Annotated in this window: 14 protein-coding genes; 8 read left to right on the top strand and 6 right to left on the bottom strand. The window is 60.2% G+C overall.

Annotated elements, in window-relative coordinates:
* Positions 1–31 precede the first annotated feature (31 nt).
* On the bottom strand, positions 32–1,264 hold the full coding sequence (locus HER32_RS19505) for an HD domain-containing protein (RefSeq protein ID WP_168683076.1): 1,233 nt from the start codon (positions 1,262–1,264) through the stop codon (positions 32–34).
* 141 nt (positions 1,265–1,405) lie between these two features.
* Between HER32_RS19505 and HER32_RS19510 the strand changes: the two genes are divergently transcribed.
* Both HER32_RS19510 and HER32_RS19515 read left to right on the top strand, forming a co-directional pair.
* Positions 1,406–1,717: a hypothetical protein gene (locus HER32_RS19510; protein WP_168683077.1), complete on the top strand. Its 312-nt coding sequence runs from the start codon at positions 1,406–1,408 to the stop codon at positions 1,715–1,717.
* Positions 1,718–1,964: 247 nt separating this feature from the next.
* Positions 1,965–3,530 carry a PglZ domain-containing protein gene (locus tag HER32_RS19515; RefSeq protein WP_168683078.1) on the top strand — a complete coding sequence of 522 codons (1,566 nt, stop codon included), beginning with the start codon at positions 1,965–1,967 and terminating at the stop codon, positions 3,528–3,530.
* 232 nt (positions 3,531–3,762) lie between these two features.
* On the opposite strand, the gene HER32_RS19520 is transcribed toward HER32_RS19515, so the two are convergent.
* From HER32_RS19520 to HER32_RS19530, 3 genes are all read right to left on the bottom strand, one after another.
* Positions 3,763–6,204 carry a TonB-dependent receptor gene (locus tag HER32_RS19520; RefSeq protein ID WP_168683079.1) on the bottom strand — a complete coding sequence of 814 codons (2,442 nt, stop codon included), beginning with the start codon at positions 6,202–6,204 and terminating at the stop codon, positions 3,763–3,765.
* Positions 6,205–6,360: 156 nt separating this feature from the next.
* Entirely contained in the window at positions 6,361–6,786 is a 426-nt protein-coding gene (locus HER32_RS19525; protein ID WP_168683080.1) for a MarR family winged helix-turn-helix transcriptional regulator, read from the bottom strand.
* A gap of 221 nt (positions 6,787–7,007) precedes the next feature.
* Entirely contained in the window at positions 7,008–8,264 is a 1,257-nt protein-coding gene (locus HER32_RS19530; RefSeq protein WP_168683081.1) for a pyridoxal phosphate-dependent aminotransferase, read from the bottom strand.
* A gap of 206 nt (positions 8,265–8,470) precedes the next feature.
* Here HER32_RS19530 and tsaE point away from each other — a divergent pair, with 206 nt between their 5' ends.
* Entirely contained in the window at positions 8,471–8,890 is a 420-nt protein-coding gene (tsaE, locus tag HER32_RS19535; protein WP_168683082.1) for a tRNA (adenosine(37)-N6)-threonylcarbamoyltransferase complex ATPase subunit type 1 TsaE, read from the top strand.
* 89 nt (positions 8,891–8,979) lie between these two features.
* Positions 8,980–10,206, top strand: coding sequence for an alanine dehydrogenase (locus HER32_RS19540; protein WP_149071535.1), 1,227 nt, complete (start codon positions 8,980–8,982; stop codon positions 10,204–10,206).
* Positions 10,207–10,446: 240 nt separating this feature from the next.
* On the opposite strand, the gene HER32_RS19545 is transcribed toward HER32_RS19540, so the two are convergent.
* Positions 10,447–11,370: a flavin reductase family protein gene (locus HER32_RS19545; protein WP_168683083.1), complete on the bottom strand. Its 924-nt coding sequence runs from the start codon at positions 11,368–11,370 to the stop codon at positions 10,447–10,449.
* Positions 11,371–11,564: 194 nt separating this feature from the next.
* Between HER32_RS19545 and HER32_RS19550 the strand changes: the two genes are divergently transcribed.
* The 4 genes from HER32_RS19550 (at position 11,565) to HER32_RS19565 (ending at position 15,165) form a co-directional block, all read left to right on the top strand.
* A complete protein-coding gene (locus HER32_RS19550; protein ID WP_149071537.1) occupies positions 11,565–12,596 on the top strand; it encodes an SPFH domain-containing protein in 1,032 nt (343 codons plus the stop codon).
* On the top strand, positions 12,593–13,519 hold the full coding sequence (locus HER32_RS19555; RefSeq protein WP_168683084.1) for an NAD(+)/NADH kinase: 927 nt from the start codon (positions 12,593–12,595) through the stop codon (positions 13,517–13,519). The genes HER32_RS19550 and HER32_RS19555 overlap by 4 nt, the downstream gene beginning before the upstream one ends.
* Positions 13,520–13,687: 168 nt before the next feature.
* Entirely contained in the window at positions 13,688–14,239 is a 552-nt protein-coding gene (locus tag HER32_RS19560) for an RNA 2'-phosphotransferase (protein ID WP_168683085.1), read from the top strand.
* Positions 14,236–15,165: a M28 family peptidase gene (locus HER32_RS19565; protein ID WP_168683086.1), complete on the top strand. Its 930-nt coding sequence runs from the start codon at positions 14,236–14,238 to the stop codon at positions 15,163–15,165. The genes HER32_RS19560 and HER32_RS19565 overlap by 4 nt, the downstream gene beginning before the upstream one ends.
* A gap of 196 nt (positions 15,166–15,361) precedes the next feature.
* Here the strand turns inward: HER32_RS19565 and HER32_RS19570 are convergent, their stop codons facing one another.
* The gene (locus HER32_RS19570; protein ID WP_168683087.1) at positions 15,362–17,110 is read right to left on the bottom strand and encodes a sensor histidine kinase; all 1,749 of its coding nucleotides are present in this window, start codon (positions 17,108–17,110) and stop codon (positions 15,362–15,364) included.
* Positions 17,111–17,183 lie beyond the last annotated feature (73 nt).

A 17,183-nucleotide genomic window follows, 5' to 3' on the forward strand; every position in this document is an offset into this window, starting at 1 on the left:
GCAAAAGACCTGGGTGATGCTGCCCGCAGGACTACTGCAGGATTTCCTTGGGAAAGCAGATGTAGTGCTTTTCCACCCGCTGGCCCAGAGCCTTAATGTTAGGCAGGTCGGAGGCTTCGGCCACGTTCACCACCCGGCCACGCTTGGTCAGCACATCAATGGTGTCCTGGCCGTCGGCGTCGTAGGCATTGTTGCTGATGCGGCCCACCAGCATGAGCTGGGCCGCGTCGGCGGGGGCGAGCTGGAAGTGTTCGGCAATAAGCTCCACAATGCCCAGTTTGAACTCTTCCTCGAACGGCTCCGCCTGCAGCTGGATCTTGAACAGGTGCCGGTCGAGCATGCTTTGAGCCAGGTAGTTGAGTACTTTATCGGGGTGGTCGGCCCAGAGCTTCACCGCCCCCCACACGTCGGTATCGTCGAGGCGGGTGAAGCGGCGCAGAATCTGGTCGTCGGCCTCAAACTCCTGCTGGGTGACGTTGCGCGAGAGAAAGAAGTGCAGGTTGGGTGAGGCAGGCACGTCTACCCCGGCCCGCACCAGGTCGCGGGCCCGCTGCATGATGCGAATCACCATCTGCTCGGCCGACGTCACAGTCTTGTGCAGGTACACCTGCCAGTACATCAGCCGCCGGCTCACCAGAAAGTTTTCAATGCTGTACACGGCTTTTTCCTCCAGCACCAGCCGCTCATCTACTACTGTCAGCATTTTAATGAGGCGGTCGGCGCCGGGGCGGCCCTCCTGCACGCCGGTGTAGAACGAGTCCCGGTTAAGGTAGTCGAGGCGGTCCATATCCAGCTGACTGCTCACCAACTGATGAAAAAACGGCCGGTGGTAGGTGCCCTGGAAAACTTCAATGGCCAGCGTCAGGGCGCCGCCAAACTGCGCGTTTAGCTTGTGCATCAGGTGCAAGCTCACCTGCTCGTGGTGCACATCGTGAAAAATGCTGCGCTCCAGGGCGTGGGAGAGGGGCCCGTGGCCAATGTCGTGAAGCAGAATGGCAGCCATGGCGGCCTCGCCTTCCTTGGCCGAAATCTTCACCCCTTTGTCCTTGAGCGTGCGCAATGCCAGCGTCATCAGGTGCATGGCGCCCAGCGCGTGGTGGAAGCGCGTGTGCAGGGCCCCCGGGTACACGAACATGGTAAGCCCAAGCTGCTGAATGCGCCGCAGCCGCTGAAAGTACGAATGCTCAATAAGGTCAAACAGCAACTCCGTGGGGATGGTGACAAATCCATACACCGGGTCGTTGAAGATTTTCTTTTTGTTCAAGGGAGAAGTTGATGTAGCCGACTCAAAACTGCCGACGGTGAGGAATACCTGCTGCTGTACTGTATCTGAACGCGGGAGTTTTCCAATGCATCGGCTATCTTCCCGGCACAATAGTATAAAGTGCCATCCAAACGAAGAACTATGCTAGCCATTCTCCTGCTCGATGAGGGGTCGATGATTACGTTTGTTGTCAACCTAGTGCGCTTGGGGGTGCTGGCAGCTAGTGCAGCAACTATGGTGATGACGCTGCAACCGAAATTTTGGTGGCTACGAGTAACTGGGCTACTACTTGCCGCACTGCTCTTGTTGGTTTCCTTTCTTCTGCTGAACCCTTCACCGTACGCTGACCCCAATGGCCGCTACGTGGTTATGGCTCTGAGCGTGCCCGTGGTAGTGGGGTTGCTGGGCATTGGCTGGCATGCCCGTCGGGCCAGGCCAACCCGCAAAGTATAATGGGCTTCAGCACACAAGCCAATAATTTTTAACTTCTTTACCCCTGAGTTAGCGGGAAGGCATGGGGCGGCCGGAATTTTTTAAACCAAAAACCACGGATTGGGAGTAAAGCTACTTACGAAACTTCAGGTGCAACGTATGGCTTCGTGCCGGCATCTAGTGCGCAAGTACTGGTATCTGTATTTCGTGCAGTGCGTTTAATGACTCGTTGGGCCCTTGCCCGGCGCTACACCCCAAGTCCCCACACATGCAATATTCCATTCTCTGGGCCGATGACGAAATCGACCTCCTGAAACCCCACATTCTGTTTCTCAAGGAAAAAGGCTACGACGTAACCGGCGTGAACTCCGGCACCGATGCCGTGGAGGAAATCCAGGAGAAAACCTACGATATCGTGTTTCTGGACGAGAACATGCCCGGCCTCACGGGACTCGAAACCCTCACTGAAATCAAAGCCCTGCGTCCCACCGTGCCCGTAGTTATGATTACCAAGAGCGAGGAAGAGCACATCATGGAATCGGCTATCGGGGCCAAAATTGCCGACTACCTCATCAAGCCTGTAAACCCGAACCAGATTCTGCTGGCCGTAAAAAAGGTGCTCGACAACAAGCGCCTCGTGAGCGAAGCCACCAACTCCGGCTACCAGCGCGACTTCCGTCAGCTGGGCATGCAGCTTTCCGACCGCCTCTCGCCCTCTGAGTGGGCCGACGTATACAAGAAGCTGGTGTACTGGGAGCTCGAAATCAACGAGACGGAAGGCAAGAGCATGGCTGAGGTCTTCAACATGCAGAAGGACGAGGCCAACACCTACTTCGGCCGCTTCATCACCGAGAACTACGAGGATTGGGTGAACGGCGACGACAAAGACGCCCCGCTCATGTCGCACGAGCTGTTCCAGAAGCGCGTGTTCCCGCTGCTCAAGGAAACCGGCGACCAGCCCGTCTACTTCGTGCTCATCGACAACTTGCGCTACGACCAGTGGAAGGTGCTGGAGCCCATCATTGCCGAGCTGTTCACCGTCGACTCCGAGGAAACCTACTACAGCATTCTGCCCACCACCACGGCCTACGCCCGCAACGCCATCTTCTCGGGCATGATGCCCGGCGACATCCAGAAGAAATACCCCAACCTGTGGGTGTGGGACGACGACGATGAAGGCAAGAACCTGCACGAGGCCGAGTTCATGGAAATCATGTTCCAGAAGGCCAACCAAAAGCACAAGTTCAGCTACAACAAGGTGACGAACCTGCAGGCGGGCAAAGACTTGTTGGGCAAAATGAGCAACCTGCACAACAACTACAAGTGCAACGTCATCGTCTACAACTTCGTGGACATGCTCTCCCACGCCCGCACGGATATGGCCATGATTCGGGAGCTGGCCGCCGATGAGTCGGCGTACCGTAGCATCACCCGCTCCTGGTTTCTGCACTCGCCCTTGTATGAGATGCTGCAGGTTATTGCCGAGAAAAAAGGCAAGCTCATCATCACCACCGACCACGGCACCATCCGCGTGAAGCGCCCCTATAAGATTGTGGGCGACCGGAACACCAATACCAACCTGCGCTATAAGCACGGCAAAAACCTGGGCTTCGACGACTCCCGCGACGTGTACACCGTGCGCAAGCCGGAGCGCGTGTTCCTGCCCCGCGAAAACGTAAGCACGGCCTACGTCTTCACCGTCGGCGACTATTTCTTCGCCTACCCCAACAACTACAACTACTACGTGAACTACTACAAGGACACGTTCCAGCACGGCGGCATCTCCCTGGAGGAATGCATTATCCCGTACGTGACGCTAAGCCCGCGTGGGTAGAAGATGAAAAGCAAAAAGGCCGGTCAATTGACCGGCCTTTTTTATGGAATGCAAACGAACGTCCTGCTGAGCGAAGCCGAAGCAGCTCTACCGGTTCGTGGTAGCGCTAATTAGTTAGCCAAAGGTAGAGATGCTTAGACTCCGCTCAGTATGACCGTAACGACGTTTTATGAAGTTCCCAACACATGCTTAGCGCGCCAGCTGGTTTTTATATCTCAAATCAATTTAACCCTTACCCCGCCCTGCGCTTCTCATCCTCGGCGCCGCCCTGCCGCCGCTTGCTCGGGGCCACCTTGTCGTTGCCAAAGCGGTAGTTGAGCGACAGGGTAACTACCCGCGACTCAAAGCGCTGGTAAAACCGCTCGGTGTAGTTATTGAAGGTCGTGGTAGCGCGGCCCTTGTTGGTATACAGCACGTCGGTGGCGTTGAGCTTCACGGTGGCTTTGTTGTTCCAGAAGCCTTTTTGCACGCCCACGGAAAGCTCACCCTGGGGCTTCGAGAGGAAGAACGCATACCGCTCCTTCGACTGGTACGTGGCGTTAAGGTCGGCCTTCCAGTCGTGGCCCAGCGTGAAGGTACTGTTGCTGCTCAGGTTGAAGGCCGGGCGCCCCGCATTCAGGGATGTGCCGGCTACTTCGCCCACGAAGCGGCTGTAGTAGAACACCGCGTTGTTGTACACGCTCCACCACTTGGCCAGCTCCACCGGGGCCGTAACCGTGAGCGAGTAGTTGTACTGCCGGTCCAGGTTCTGGCTGGTCGATACCACAATGCGGCCGCCATCCTGGGCGGGCTGCACCGTGCCCACAATGGGGTTGGAGGTTACGGCGTAGCTCAAACCCACGCTGTACTTCTGCTGGAAGGTGTGCGTCACCTCGGCGTTGTAGCTGGTCTGGGGCAGCAGGGCCGGGTTGCCGGCTCCATACGTGGTAATATCAATGTAGGAGCGAAACGGGTTCAGCTGTCCGTACGAGGGCCGGTCGATGCGGCGGCTCAGGGACACGGCCAGCTCGTGCTTCTCCGAGAAGGTGTGCTTCACGGCCGCACTCGGAAACAGCTGGAAATAGTGGCGGTTGAAGCGCTGGGTCTCGTCCTCCGGCTTGCCCTCGGCGTTGGTTTGCTCCCCGCGCAAGCCGGCCTGTAGGGTCCACTGGGGCAGGGTCTGGTTGAAGCTCACGTAGCCAGCCACAATGTTCTCCTCGTAGCGGAACCGGTTGGAGCGGCGCGGGTCCCGCACCAGGTTGTCCAGGTTATCGGGCGTCACAGGGATGCGAAACTCCAAGTCGTTGTCGGAGTTCACCCAGCTGATTTTGCCCCCGGCTTCCAGGCGCAGCGCCTTGGTGAGGGGCCGGGTATAGTCCGCCTTCACCGATTGGATGGTGAGCAGGCTTTGCTGGTCGCTGGTGAGGCGGTCGGCCGAGTCGCGCGGGAAGGTGAAGCGCGTGTCCAGCTGCTGGCCGCGGCGCGAGTCGTAGCGGGCGTAGTCCCCGTCCACGGTCAGCTCGTGGTTGCCCAAGGAGTCCTGGAAGGTGTGCCGGAAGTTTACGTTGCCCGAGAAGTTGGGTACGTCGCCGGTGCGGCCGTTGTCGGAGCGGTAGCGCCGCGTAGGGGTTCCATCGGCGGCGTACAGCTCCGAGAAGTTGCTGCCCTTGCTGTCGGTTTTGAGCGCCAGCCCGTTGAAAACCGTCCCAATGCTCGTGTGCTCCGAGAGGGTGTAGTCCAGGCCGGCTTTCCAGCTGTGCGAGCGGCCATGGCTGCGGCTCTCATTGTCCTGATACGACTTGCCAACCAGCATCCGGTTGTTGTCGGAGTAGTCGAAAAAGTCCCGGTTGATGGTGAGGGCGCTGTAGTTGCGGCGGTCGGCAAAGGTGTAGGAGCCAAACACGTTGTAGTGCTTGCGCCGGTGGTTGAGCGTCAGGCCCGAGGTTACCTTATGGTAGCGCCCATAGCCCAGGCTGGTATTCACGGTGCCATTGGTGCCCTGGCGCTGGTCTTTTTTCAGGTTAATGGCAATAATACCAGCCCCGCCCTGAGCGTCGTACTTGGCCGGCGGGTTGGTAATCAGCTCGATGCTTTTGAGCTGCTCCGCCGGGAGTCCGCGCAGGTAGTCGGCCAGCTCCTGGCCCGTCATCGGCTGGCGCTTGCCATCAATCAGCACCAGCAGGCCCTGACGGCCGCGCAAGGCTAAGTTGTCGTTGCCGTCTACCGTCACGCCGGGGGAGCGGCGCAGTACATCCAGGCTCGTATTGCCGGCCGCCAGCGTGGAGCCTTCCACGTTCACCACCGTGCGGTCGGCCTGGCGCTCATACAGGGGCTTGCTGCCCACCACTGTCACTTCCTTAAGCGTAGTTGCGCCGCTGGTCTGCAAGGTGATGAGGGGCGCCGTTACCGGGTTGCCGGCTACCTCCAGGGGCCCAGCCCAGGCCCGCCGGAAGCCCAGCTGCGCCACCGAAACCAGGTAGCGGCCGGCAGTAGCCGCCTCCAGCCGGTAGCTGCCCCGCTCGTCGCTGAACTCCGATTTCACCACCACCGAATCGGCGGCGCGGTGCAGGGTAACGGTGGCAAACTCCACGGCCGCGCCCTGGGCGTCGCGCACCTGGCCGGTGATAGGGGCATTCTGGGCTCGGACCGAAAGAGCCAGCAAGGTGCCGGCCAGGGTAAAAGCAAGGGTTTTCATAGCAAAGTAGAAGGTTGGTGAAAGAAAGCAGCGGCGAGTGTCAGACCAGTAAATGCCTGTACGAATAATTTCGTAGCAAATGTACGAATGTGTTCGTAGATGAAAAATGATTTTAGTTTTTGTTGTTAAGTCAGCCGGTCGGCGGCAGGGGAGAACTCAGGAAGTACAGTTCAGGTAAATGCGGTCCAGCAGGCGCCGTAGGGTGGCCAGTTCTTCGTCGGAAATGCCCTGGAGGGCTACGGCGCGGTTGCTGAGCACCACGGGCTCCACCGCGGCGAGGGTAGCCGTACCGAGCGGGGTTACCCGCAGGCGGGTGCGGCGGGCGTCGTGGGCCACGGCCTCGGAGGTAAGCAGCCCCTGCTTGAGTAGCAGGGCAATCATGCGGGCCACCGAGGCCTGGTCCTTAAGCACCCGCTCCGCTATTTCGGTCTGGGTCAGGTTTTGGTCTTCCTCAATCACCTGCAGCACCAGCCACTGGTCAATGGTAATGGCAATGCGCGCCCGGTCGATGTTGGCCTGGGCCAGCTTCCGGTACGTGCGGATGGCCCGGTCGATGGAGTAAAAAATGATCTGAGAAAGCATCAGGAAATGAATTTGATTGAATAGACCTATGATATGTTATATAAGTTGCCTGCGTCTGACGAAATAATTCGTACTTGAATGAGTCTATTTGTATTAAATGCTGATTATCAGTGAAATAATTTTGTTGTTCAACTAAAAAACTGGCCGCGGCTACCTGGCCCAATAAAAAAAACCGGACTCATCAGCTGAGTCCGGGTTTAGGAAAACCTGCCTGAGGCTGCTTAGCGAAGAGCGTCCAACGCGGCTTTGAGGCGAGGCAGGGCGGCCTGAACGGAGGCCAGGGAGGCACCACCCACGGAAGCGCGGAACCAAGGGTCGGTATCGGCCGAGCCAAAGGCACTGAAGGGCACCAAAGCCAGGCGCGCTTCGGCAATCAGGTACGAGGTCAGTTCTTTGGTAGACGTCAGGACCTGCCCGGCCGGGGTGGTTTTGCCTAGCACATCCAGTTTGATGGTGAGGTAAATAGCGCCCATGGGCACCACGGCCTGCACGGGGTAGCCCTGCTGCTGCAGGTCCTGAAAGCCCTGGTAAAGTGCCTCCAGGCTGGCCTGCACGCGCTGGCGGAAGTCCCCGAGGAAGGCATCCACCTCGGGCTGCCGGGGCAGATAGGCGGCGGTAGCCACCTGCTCGGCCTTGGGCGCCCAGGCGCCCACGTGACCCAGAATGGCCTTCATCTTGTCAATAATAACCGACGGACCAAACGCGTAACCTACCCGTACGCCCGTAGCCGCGAGGCACTTGGAAATACCGTCGATGTAGATGACGTAGTCGCGCAGCTCGGGGCGCAGGTTCACGGGGTCGTAGTGGGCGGTGTTGCCGAAGGTCAGCAGCCAGTAAATTTGGTCGTACATAATGTACAAGGGCTTTTCGTCGGGGCCCCGCCGCTTATTTTCGGCAATTACCAGGTCGCAGATTTCCTCCAGGTCGGTTTTGGAGAAAACGGTGCCGGTGGGATTAAGCGGGGAGCAGAGGGCCAGCAGGGTAGCCCCGGCCAAATGAGGTGCCACTTCGGCCGCCGAGGGCATGAAGTTGTTTTCGGGGGAGGTAGCCACCATCAGCCCTTCAGCGCCGGAGAGGTGGCAGTAGTGGTTGTTGTTCCAGGAGGGCACCGGAAACACCACTTTATCGCCGGGGTCGATGAGGGCCAGGTAGGTGGCGTAGATAAGCGGGCGGGAGCCGCCGGCCACCAGAATGTCGTTGGGCGAGTACTGCAGGCCCAGGCGGGCTTCCAGGAAGCGGCTCACGCTCTGGCGCAGCTCGGCCACGCCGTTGGCGGGTGGGTAGTTGGTGTTGTGGGCGGCGTAGGCTCCGGTGATTTCGGCGGCCAGCGCGTCGGGAATGGGGAAAATACCGGGGTCGAAGTCGCCAATGGTGAGGTTGCAGATCTGCTCCCCCTTGCGAATCATGTCGTTTACTTCGTTGCCGATTTTGATGATTTCGGAGCCGATAAGGCTGCCCGCCATCCGGGAAACTTGCATGGGTTGGTGTGGTTATGGTCGGCTAAAGGTAATAGGTGAGGCGGTGATAGGTGACTAGGTGACACGGCGTGGTACCGCATGGCCGCTGGGGCGGCCGCCAGGTGGGAAGCTGGCTTCTATCCGTCGGCGGGCAGACGCACCCGCGGCGCGGGCTAAGTCTGCCGCCAGGTAGCACCTGTCACCTGTCACTCATTACCTTTGCCCGTATGTTGAGAGTTGACATTCCAGATGTAGCGGCGCTACCCGCGGCGGCGGCGCAGGTGCGGGCATTCCTGGCGGGGCACTCTATCGTCTGCTTCGAGGGCGAGATGGGCGCGGGCAAAACCACGTTCATTAAAGCCCTGTGCGCCAGCCTGGGCGTGCGGGAAGAAGTAAGCAGCCCCACGTTTTCCTTGGTGAATGAGTACCGCGACGCCCAGGACCGGCCCATCTACCACTTCGACTTCTACCGGCTGAATTCCCCCGAAGAGGCCCTGGAAATAGGCGCGTTGGAGTACTTTGATTCTGGCTATCTTTGCCTGATCGAGTGGCCCAGCCGCATCGAGCCGTTGCTGCCGAACGACCGGCTGCTTCTTACGCTTTCCGTCACCGGACCCTCTGCGAGGGAATTAATAATTACTAATTAAGAATGAAGAATTGCCCTGCACTTACGGACTGTGGGCGGGGCAATGCGTTCATAAGTAATTACTAATTGTTAATTACTAATTACTACAAGATGCCCGAAGCAGTACCCCCTGGATTTGAGGCGTTGGCCGCGAGCCGCGCGTATTTCACGCAGGAATCCATGCTGGCCGTGGAAACGCGCAAGCGCCGGCTGTTTATCGGGCTTCCCCGCGAAACGTCTCTGCAGGAAAACCGCATCTGCCTCACGCCCGAGGCCGTGAAGCACCTGGTGGAGGAAGGCCACGAGGTCGTCATCGAAAGCGGGGCCGGGGAGCCCAGCAAGTATTCCGACCACAACTACTCCGAAGCCGGGGCCTCCATTGCCTACACCCCCAAGGAAGTGTATGAGGCGGACTTGGTGCTGAAAGTGGCCCCGCCCACCGCCGAGGAAATAGACTTGCTCCGGCCCAACCAGACGCTGATTTCGGCCCTGCAGTTTGGCTCCCTCTCGGCGGAGTACATTACCGGTATCCTGCGCAAGAAAGTCAACGCTATCAGCTTTGAGCTGATCAAAGACCCCTCCGGGGCCCGGCCCGTGGTGCGGGCCATGTCGGAAATTGCGGGCTCTACCGTGATGCTGGTGGCCGCCGAGTACCTGGCCCGCTCCAATGAGGGCAAGGGCGTGATTCTGGGCGGTATCACGGGCGTACCGCCTTCGCAAGTGGTCATTCTGGGGGCGGGCACCGTGGCCGAGTACGCCGCCCGCGCCGCTACGGGTCTGGGTGCTGAGGTGAAGGTGTTCGATAATCACCTCTACAAGCTGCGTCGCCTCAAGCAAAACCTGGGTATTCAGCTGTACACCAGCACCCTGGATACCTACACGCTCAATCAGCAGATCCGCCGCGCCGACGTGGTGATTGGGGCGCTGAATGCCGAGGAAGGCCGCATTCCCTTCATGGTGCCGGAGGATGTGGTTGCTAGCATGTCGCCGGGCTCCGTCATCATCGACGTGAGCATCGACCAGGGTGGCTGCTTCGAAACCTCCGAAATGACCAGCCATAGTAAGCCGGTGTACCGCAAGTACGACGTGGTGCACTACTGCGTGCCCAACATTGCCTCCCGCGTGCCCCGCACGGCTACCAACGCCCTGAGCAACATTTTCACGCCCATTCTGCAGGAAATCAGCCAGCACGGCGGCATCAACGAGGTGCTGTTTACGAACGAGCATTTCCGCTCCGGCGTGTACGCCTACAAAGGCTCCCTCACCAACTCCGTTATTGCCAAGAAATTCAATATGCGCTATAAGGAGCTGGGTCTGATGATTGCCGTGCGGAATTAGAACCACGGATTCGGGCGGATTTTTCGGATTTCACGGATTTTGTGGACGGCACGGCGGGTGTCCGGTAGCGGCTGCCATGCAGCCATTGCTCCGCTCGGGTCGTGCGCCTGCTCCGCTCAGGCCGTGCGGAGCAAGCGCACGACCCGAGCGGAGCAACGAGGATAGGCCCCTGATTGCTTCAGTCGTCGCACCTGAAGCAATCAGGGGCCTATCCTGAAGCAATGGGTATGGTAAGTCTACCTATTCTGCCGAGGCAGCCACCAGCAGCACCTTCCACGCATCCAGCACCTGGCCAGCTTCCAGCAACTGCTTTCCGAGTTTCATTAGGGCGGCTTGTTGCGCGGCAGCATCCGGCAAATGCAGAATGGCCTGCACCAGTGGCTCCTGGCGGTAGGCTTGCACTTCCTCGGGGGTAGGCAGGGCGTGGGCTTCGATGTTGGCGAGGCGGCCCAGGTTGTTGCCGGTGAGGATATCGGAGTGGCGGATATGGGCCGGGAGCTGGTCGAAGCCGATGCCGAGGTTGCGGTTGGGCTTAGGTACTTCAAACAGGGTCTGGGCCGAGCGGCTGTACCAGTCGCCGCCGAGGCGGGCCACCGCGTCGAGCTTTACGGGGTCGATGCCGATGCCGGAGGGCAGGATGATGTCTTCGCGGAAGTGCGCCAGCACTACCCGGCACAGCACCAGGTTGCCGGCCCCGTTATTTTGGCCCAGCTCAATCACCTGCTCCACTACGCACTCGAAGGCGGCCGGGGCTTCCAGCACCCGGGGCGGGCGCACCTGCTGGCTCGCCACTTCGGTAAAGCCGGCCTTTACAAATTCATTTACGCCCTTGGCGTACTCCGTACTGGCCAGTGACATTTGCTCCACCATGGCGTAGTCGCAGATGTGTACCACGCACTCGGCTACCTCGCGCACGTTCTGCAGGGTATGCTTCTGGGAGTTGTCGCGCACCCGGTTGGCGGGCGAGAAGGCCAGGATGGGCGGGTTGGAGCCAAAGCAGTTAAAGAAGCTATAGGGGCTCAGGTTTACGCGGCCTTCGGCATCTACGGTACTCACAAACGCCACCGGACGCGGGGCTACGGCGCCCACCATAAATGGGTGCCAGTCGGAGGGCGAGAGGTCGGAGGGCGTGATGCTGCGGAAAGGGGTGGGAGGGGTGGACATGGGGTGGAAGCAAGAATGAGATGCCAAAGGTCAGCGTTTGCGGGCAAACAGCGGGCAGGCGAAAAAGGAAATCCGGCGCACATGCCGAAGCGTGCCAGCGGAAAGATTTGCGGCGGTTGACGCCCGTCACACGGCAAGACTTCTGAACTATAGATACTTTTACCGCTGCGCCATCTGCACTAACCAGCCTCGCTATGTTCGGAATAAACCACATTAAGTTTGACTCCATGACCTATGCCATTCACTACAAGAATGGCCGGATAGCGAAAGAAGGGCGGGGGTTGTCGTTCTATTATTTCGGGCCCAACAGCTCCATCGTAGCCATTCCGATGGGCAGCAACGACCTGCCCTTTATCTTCAACGAAACCACCCACGACTACCAGACGGTTTCCATCCAGGGGCAGATTACCTACAAAGCCGGCAACCCCAAGCAACTGGCCGAGCAGCTCGACTTTACGGTGGACAGCCGCGGCGTGTACAAGAAAAACGACCTGGAAAAGCTGCACCAGCGCATCATCAACGAGGCCCAGACGGCTACTGCCACCTTCGTGCAGAGCCTGGGGCTGAAGGACGCCATGCGTGCCGCCAAAGCCATTGAAGTAAACATTGCCGAAGGACTGGCCGCATCCAAGGCCATTATGCTGCTCGGTATTGAGGTGCTGAGCGTGAATATTCTGGCCGTGAAAGCCACCCCGGAAATGGGCCGCGCCCTGGAAACCGAAACTCGCGAGAAGATTCAGCAGGAAGCCGACCAGGCCGTGTTTGAGCGCCGCAACTTTGCCGTGGAGCAGGAGCGCAAAATCCGGGAAAGTGAGCTGAACACCGAAATAGCGGTGGAGGAGAAGAACAAGCAGATTGCCGAGAAGAAAACCGAGGGCGAGATGCAGAAGGCCGAAAGCACCCGCAAGCTGCGCGAAATGCAAGTGCAGGCCGATATTTCGGTGGAGGAGCAGCGCAAGCTCCTGATTGAGCAGAACGCGGAAAACCAGCGCAAGGAAGCCGAAACCCGGGGCTACGTGCTGGAAACTACCCTGCGGCCCTACAAGGATATGGACTGGCGCCTGCTGGTGGCCCTCAGCAACAACCCCGACCCGAAGTTCAACATTGCCCTGGCCTTCCGCGAACTGGCCGAAAACGCGGGCAAAATCGGGAACCTCAACATCTCCCCCGATTTACTGGATTCCCTGCTGAACGATTCTGACAAGCCCCAGCCCGGCCGCCGATGAGCCTCGACTACGCCATTCTGGTACGCAACAAAACGCGCCTGGAGCAGCTCATGGAGCGTTTCAACACCAAGGCGCAGGCCAAGTTCTACATCGAAAGTGTGGGGGGCGAGTTTGCCGAGTACGAGGCCGAAAATGCCCGTTTCCAGGAGTCGTTTTCCCTGGTGCAGCGCCGCCTGTCGTCGGTAATCAAGAACAAGGTAGTCGACCGGGCCTACCTTCCGTCGTTTTTGTTTAACCCCAAGCAGCTGGTAGTAGTGGTGGGGCAGGACGGGCTGGTAGCCAACACGGCCAAGTACGTGGGCGGCATTCCCATCATTGCCGTCAACCCCGACCAGGAGCGCAACGATGGGGTGCTGCTGCCCTTCACGCCCCAGGACTTTCTGCCGGCCGTGGAGCGCGTCATGGCCAACCGGTTTCGGGTGCGGGAAGCTACGCTGGCCGAAGCCCGCCTCCACGATGGGCAGCGCCTGCTGGCTTTCAACGACCTGTTCATCGGGGCCGCCTCGCACGTGTCGGCCCGCTACCGCATTGCGTATGAAGAGGCGCAGGAGCAGCATTCTTCGTCGGGCATCATCGTGTCCACCAAATCGGGCTCGACGGGCTGGCTGAGCTCGGTATTCAACATGACGGCCGGTATGAGCCGCTTCCTGGAAGATGACGAAGAAGCCCTGCCGCGGCCGGTGCTGACGGAGGAAGAGCTGATGTTTGTGGTGCGGGAGCCATTTCAGAGCAAACGCACCCAGGCCGGGCTGACGGCGGGCCTGCTGGATACGACAACACCCCTACGCGTGGAATCGATGATGCCCACGAACGGCGTCATCTTCTCCGATGGCGTCGAAACCGACTTCTTGCAGTTCAATTCCGGCGCTATTGCCACTATCGGGGTGGCGCCGGAAAAAGCGCGGCTGGTTTTGAAGAGCTAACCGTTGCCAATTGCTTTACCTCCTGAGGTTACGCAGTAGCTGCCGAAGCCTCTGCTTCGGGTTTCGAGTTTCTGGTTTGTTCCTGACGTTCAACTAGAAACTCGAAACCAGAAACCCGAAACAGATACTGGATGCCTCACTGCGTAACCTCAGTTACTTCCATTCATTATGCAGAATACCCAGCTAAGCAAACTCCTGAGCTATGCCCTTCGCCACCGCCCCGACGAGCTGGGCCTCACCCTCGACGCCCAGGGCTGGGTGCCGGTAACTGACCTCCTGACAGCCCTGCAAACCCGCGATGCCCGCATTTCTCTGAGCCAGTTGCAGGCAGTAGTAGCCTCCAACGACAAAAAGCGGTTTGCCTTTTCCGGAGATGGCCAGTTGCTGCGGGCCAGCCAGGGCCACTCCGTGGAGGTTGACCTGGGGCTAGAACCCGTGGTGCCACCCGCAACCCTGTACCACGGCACCGCCACCCGGTTTGTAGCCAGCATCTTGGCCGAGGGGCTGCGGCCGGGCAGCCGCCAGCATGTGCACCTCTCTCCCGACCGCGCCACCGCCGAAGCCGTAGGCCGGCGGCACGGCAAGCCCGCTATTCTGCTGGTAGCGGCCGGGGCTATGCACGAGGCCGGAATACCGTTCTACCAATCAGCCAACGGCGTGTGGCTGACGGCCGCCGTGCCACCGCAGTATCTGCAGCCGGAGCCGCCTGAAAGCATATGAAGCGGCTACTGACGTTAGCCGGGCTAGGCCTGCTGGCTGCTTCGGCAGCGGCGCAGCCTTCTGCCGGTTCGGCGGCCGATACAGCCCGGCTGCGCCGCCACATTGTCGCGCTTACATCCACGCCCGAGCCGCGCAACTATCTGCACCTGGCTAGCCTCAACCAGGCTGCCGACTATATTAAAGCTGAGCTGACTGCCGCCGGGGCCCGCCCTGCCGAGCAGACGTACACCGTGCAAGGCCGCGTGTATCGCAATATCCTGGGTTCGTTTGGGCCAGCTGAGGGGCCGCGCCTCATCCTGGGGGCGCACTACGACGTGTTCGGGGAGCAGCCCGGCGCCGACGACAACGGCAGCGGGGTAGCGGCCCTGTTGGAAGTGGCCCACCTGCTGGGCCAGCAGGCGGCGCTGCCTTACCGGGTGGATGTAGTAGCCTATACCCTGGAAGAGCCACCGTTTTTTCGCACCAAGAACATGGGCAGCTACGTGCACGCTCAGGCTTTGCACGAAGCAGGCGTGGCGGTGCGGGGCATGGTGGCGCTGGAAACCCTCGGGTATTTCGACGACCAAAAGCATACCCAGGACTATCCACAGTCACCCCTGAAATGGCTATATGGCAACAGAGGTAACTACGTAACGGTAGCTCAGAAATTCGGGAACGGCCGGTTTGGGCGGCAGTTTGCCCGTCGTTACCGGGGAGCTGCTGCCTTGCCCGTGAAGCGCTTCAAAGCCCCGGCCTGGCTGCCCGGCATCGACTTCTCCGACCACCTCAACTACTGGCATTTCGGCTACCCGGCTGTACTGCTCACCGACACGGCTTTCTACCGCAACAAGCACTACCACCGGCGCAGTGATACGCTGGACCGACTGGATATGCGCCGCTTGGGTTTGGCCGTGGATGCTCTGCTGGCGGTGGTACTGCAACCTTAACTGCTAGGATGCGCCGACCAAACAACGAATGGCGCCGGTTAGCGGTAATAGGGCCAGTGGAAAATAGACCTGGGGCCGCCGGCACGCTGGGTATTCTAGCCTCAGTCTGCCAGCGGTGGGGGCTCCGCTCAGCCAGGTATAGGGCAGATGAAGCGGAGGAAACCGGGCCGTGGGTACTTCTTCAGGAGTCAGAAGCTCAAGCCGATGGCGCATTGGGTAGGCTTACCGTGAAGGTAGTGCCAACACCAGGGGTGCTACTTACATCCAGCTTCCCACCGCGCTGCTGAATAATACTTTGAATCATGTGCAGGCCTAGGCCCACCCCCTCGCCCTCGGCCGTGAGGCGGGTGAAGGGCTGAAACAGCCGGTCCCGGTCCCGGGCCAGGTCGATACCGCGGCCATTGTCGGTCACCGTAAGCACCACTAGGTTATCCTGCCGATGGGTGCGTACTTCAATTACCGGGCGCCGCTCCGGGGCGCGGTACTTCAGGGCGTTGTGAACCAGGTTTTTCAGGATGCTTTCCAGGTAAATGCGCGGGTAATAGATGCTGGGTGCAGCCTGGAAATCGGCCGTGAGCTGCCCATATTGCTGGTGCAGGAGCTCGGCTACTTCGGCTTGCACCGTGGCAAATACGTCGGCAAAGGCCACGCCTTCCGGGGCGGAGGCCGCCGCCCCGTGCTGGGTGTGCAGCACCTGCAGCAGGCCCTGCACCGTGTCGGCGAGGCGGGTAGCCTCCTGATCCAGCAAAGTCAGGACGTGGTCCCGCACCGGCTCCGATGACTCCTCGTGGTACACCTCCAGCAGGCTACGCAAATTCGTGGATGGCCCCTTCAGGTCGTGGGCCACGATGTGCACAAAAGAGTCCAGGGCCGTGTTGGCCTCGCGCAGGGCCTGGTTTAGGCGCTGGGCCTCGTAGGCAGCATCGGCTCGCGCCAGGGCCCGGCCGGCGTAGTCGGCTACCAGGTTGAAAAAGGCCCGGTATGCCTCGTCCAGGGGGCGGCGGGCGCTCAGGCCCACAATCAGCACGGTCGTAGCGGCGCTTCCCGGCAGGCCATTGTGCAAGGGCAGGAGCAGGGCACCCGAAGGCTGCTCGGGCCACTCCCCCGTAGGCCAGGAGCCAAAACGCTCGGTCAGGTTCTCGACCAGCAGAGGCGCACTGCGGCGCACGGCTTCGGCCAGTGGCCAGCCCGGGGAAGAAAAGTCGGGCACCAGCGGGAGGGCGGCCGGGGCCGCGGGCTCCCCGGCAGGCAGGCCAAACCAGGCCCGCAGCTGGGCATGGGAAGCGGCGGGCTCGTGCGTATAGAGCAGGGCAAAAGGTATGTCGGCCGCGTTGGTGGCCAGGGCACCAATGACGTGCTGGGCCGCTTCGGCCGGCAGAGCCGACAAAGCCGTTTGGGCCGTGAGGTGGCTAAGGAGCGCCAGGCGCCGGTGCTGAAGCACGGTAGCAGTGGTTTCCAGCGCCGTTACGAAAATACCGGCCACTACGCCGGCTTCGTTGTAAATGGGGCTGTGGGAGAAGGTGAAGTACGCCTCCTCGACCGTGCCCCGGCGGTTGGGCAATACCAGGCTGTTTTCGAAGTAGGTAGTCTGCCCGGCCAGCACGGGCTGGAAAATATCCAGCAGAAAGGGCCACATCTCCCGCCACCACGGCTCGGCAGGCTGGCCTAGGGCGCCAGGGTGCTTGCCTTGCAGAATGGTAGCGTACCCATCATTATAGAAGTGCACAAGCTGGGGGCCCCAGTGCACCATCATCGGAAACTGCGAGCCAAGCATAATGCTCACGGCCGTGCGCAGACTTTGAGGCCAGGTGCGCACGGGGCCAAGCAGCGTCTGGGACCAATCCAGCTGCCGAATACGGGCGCCCATTTCCCCGCCGCCGGGAAACAGGCGCGCTAGTAGCTCCGCTTCCGGTAGCAGTTCGTTGGACTCAGCTGACAAAGGCATAAGGCTAGTACGCGAAGCGTCGCATGGATGAGTGCCGCCCCGTGGGCGCGGTAGCTCAAATATACCCCAACTA

This window comes from Hymenobacter sp. BT18, from assembly GCF_012273015.1.
Taxonomy (GTDB): domain Bacteria; phylum Bacteroidota; class Bacteroidia; order Cytophagales; family Hymenobacteraceae; genus Hymenobacter; species Hymenobacter lutimineralis.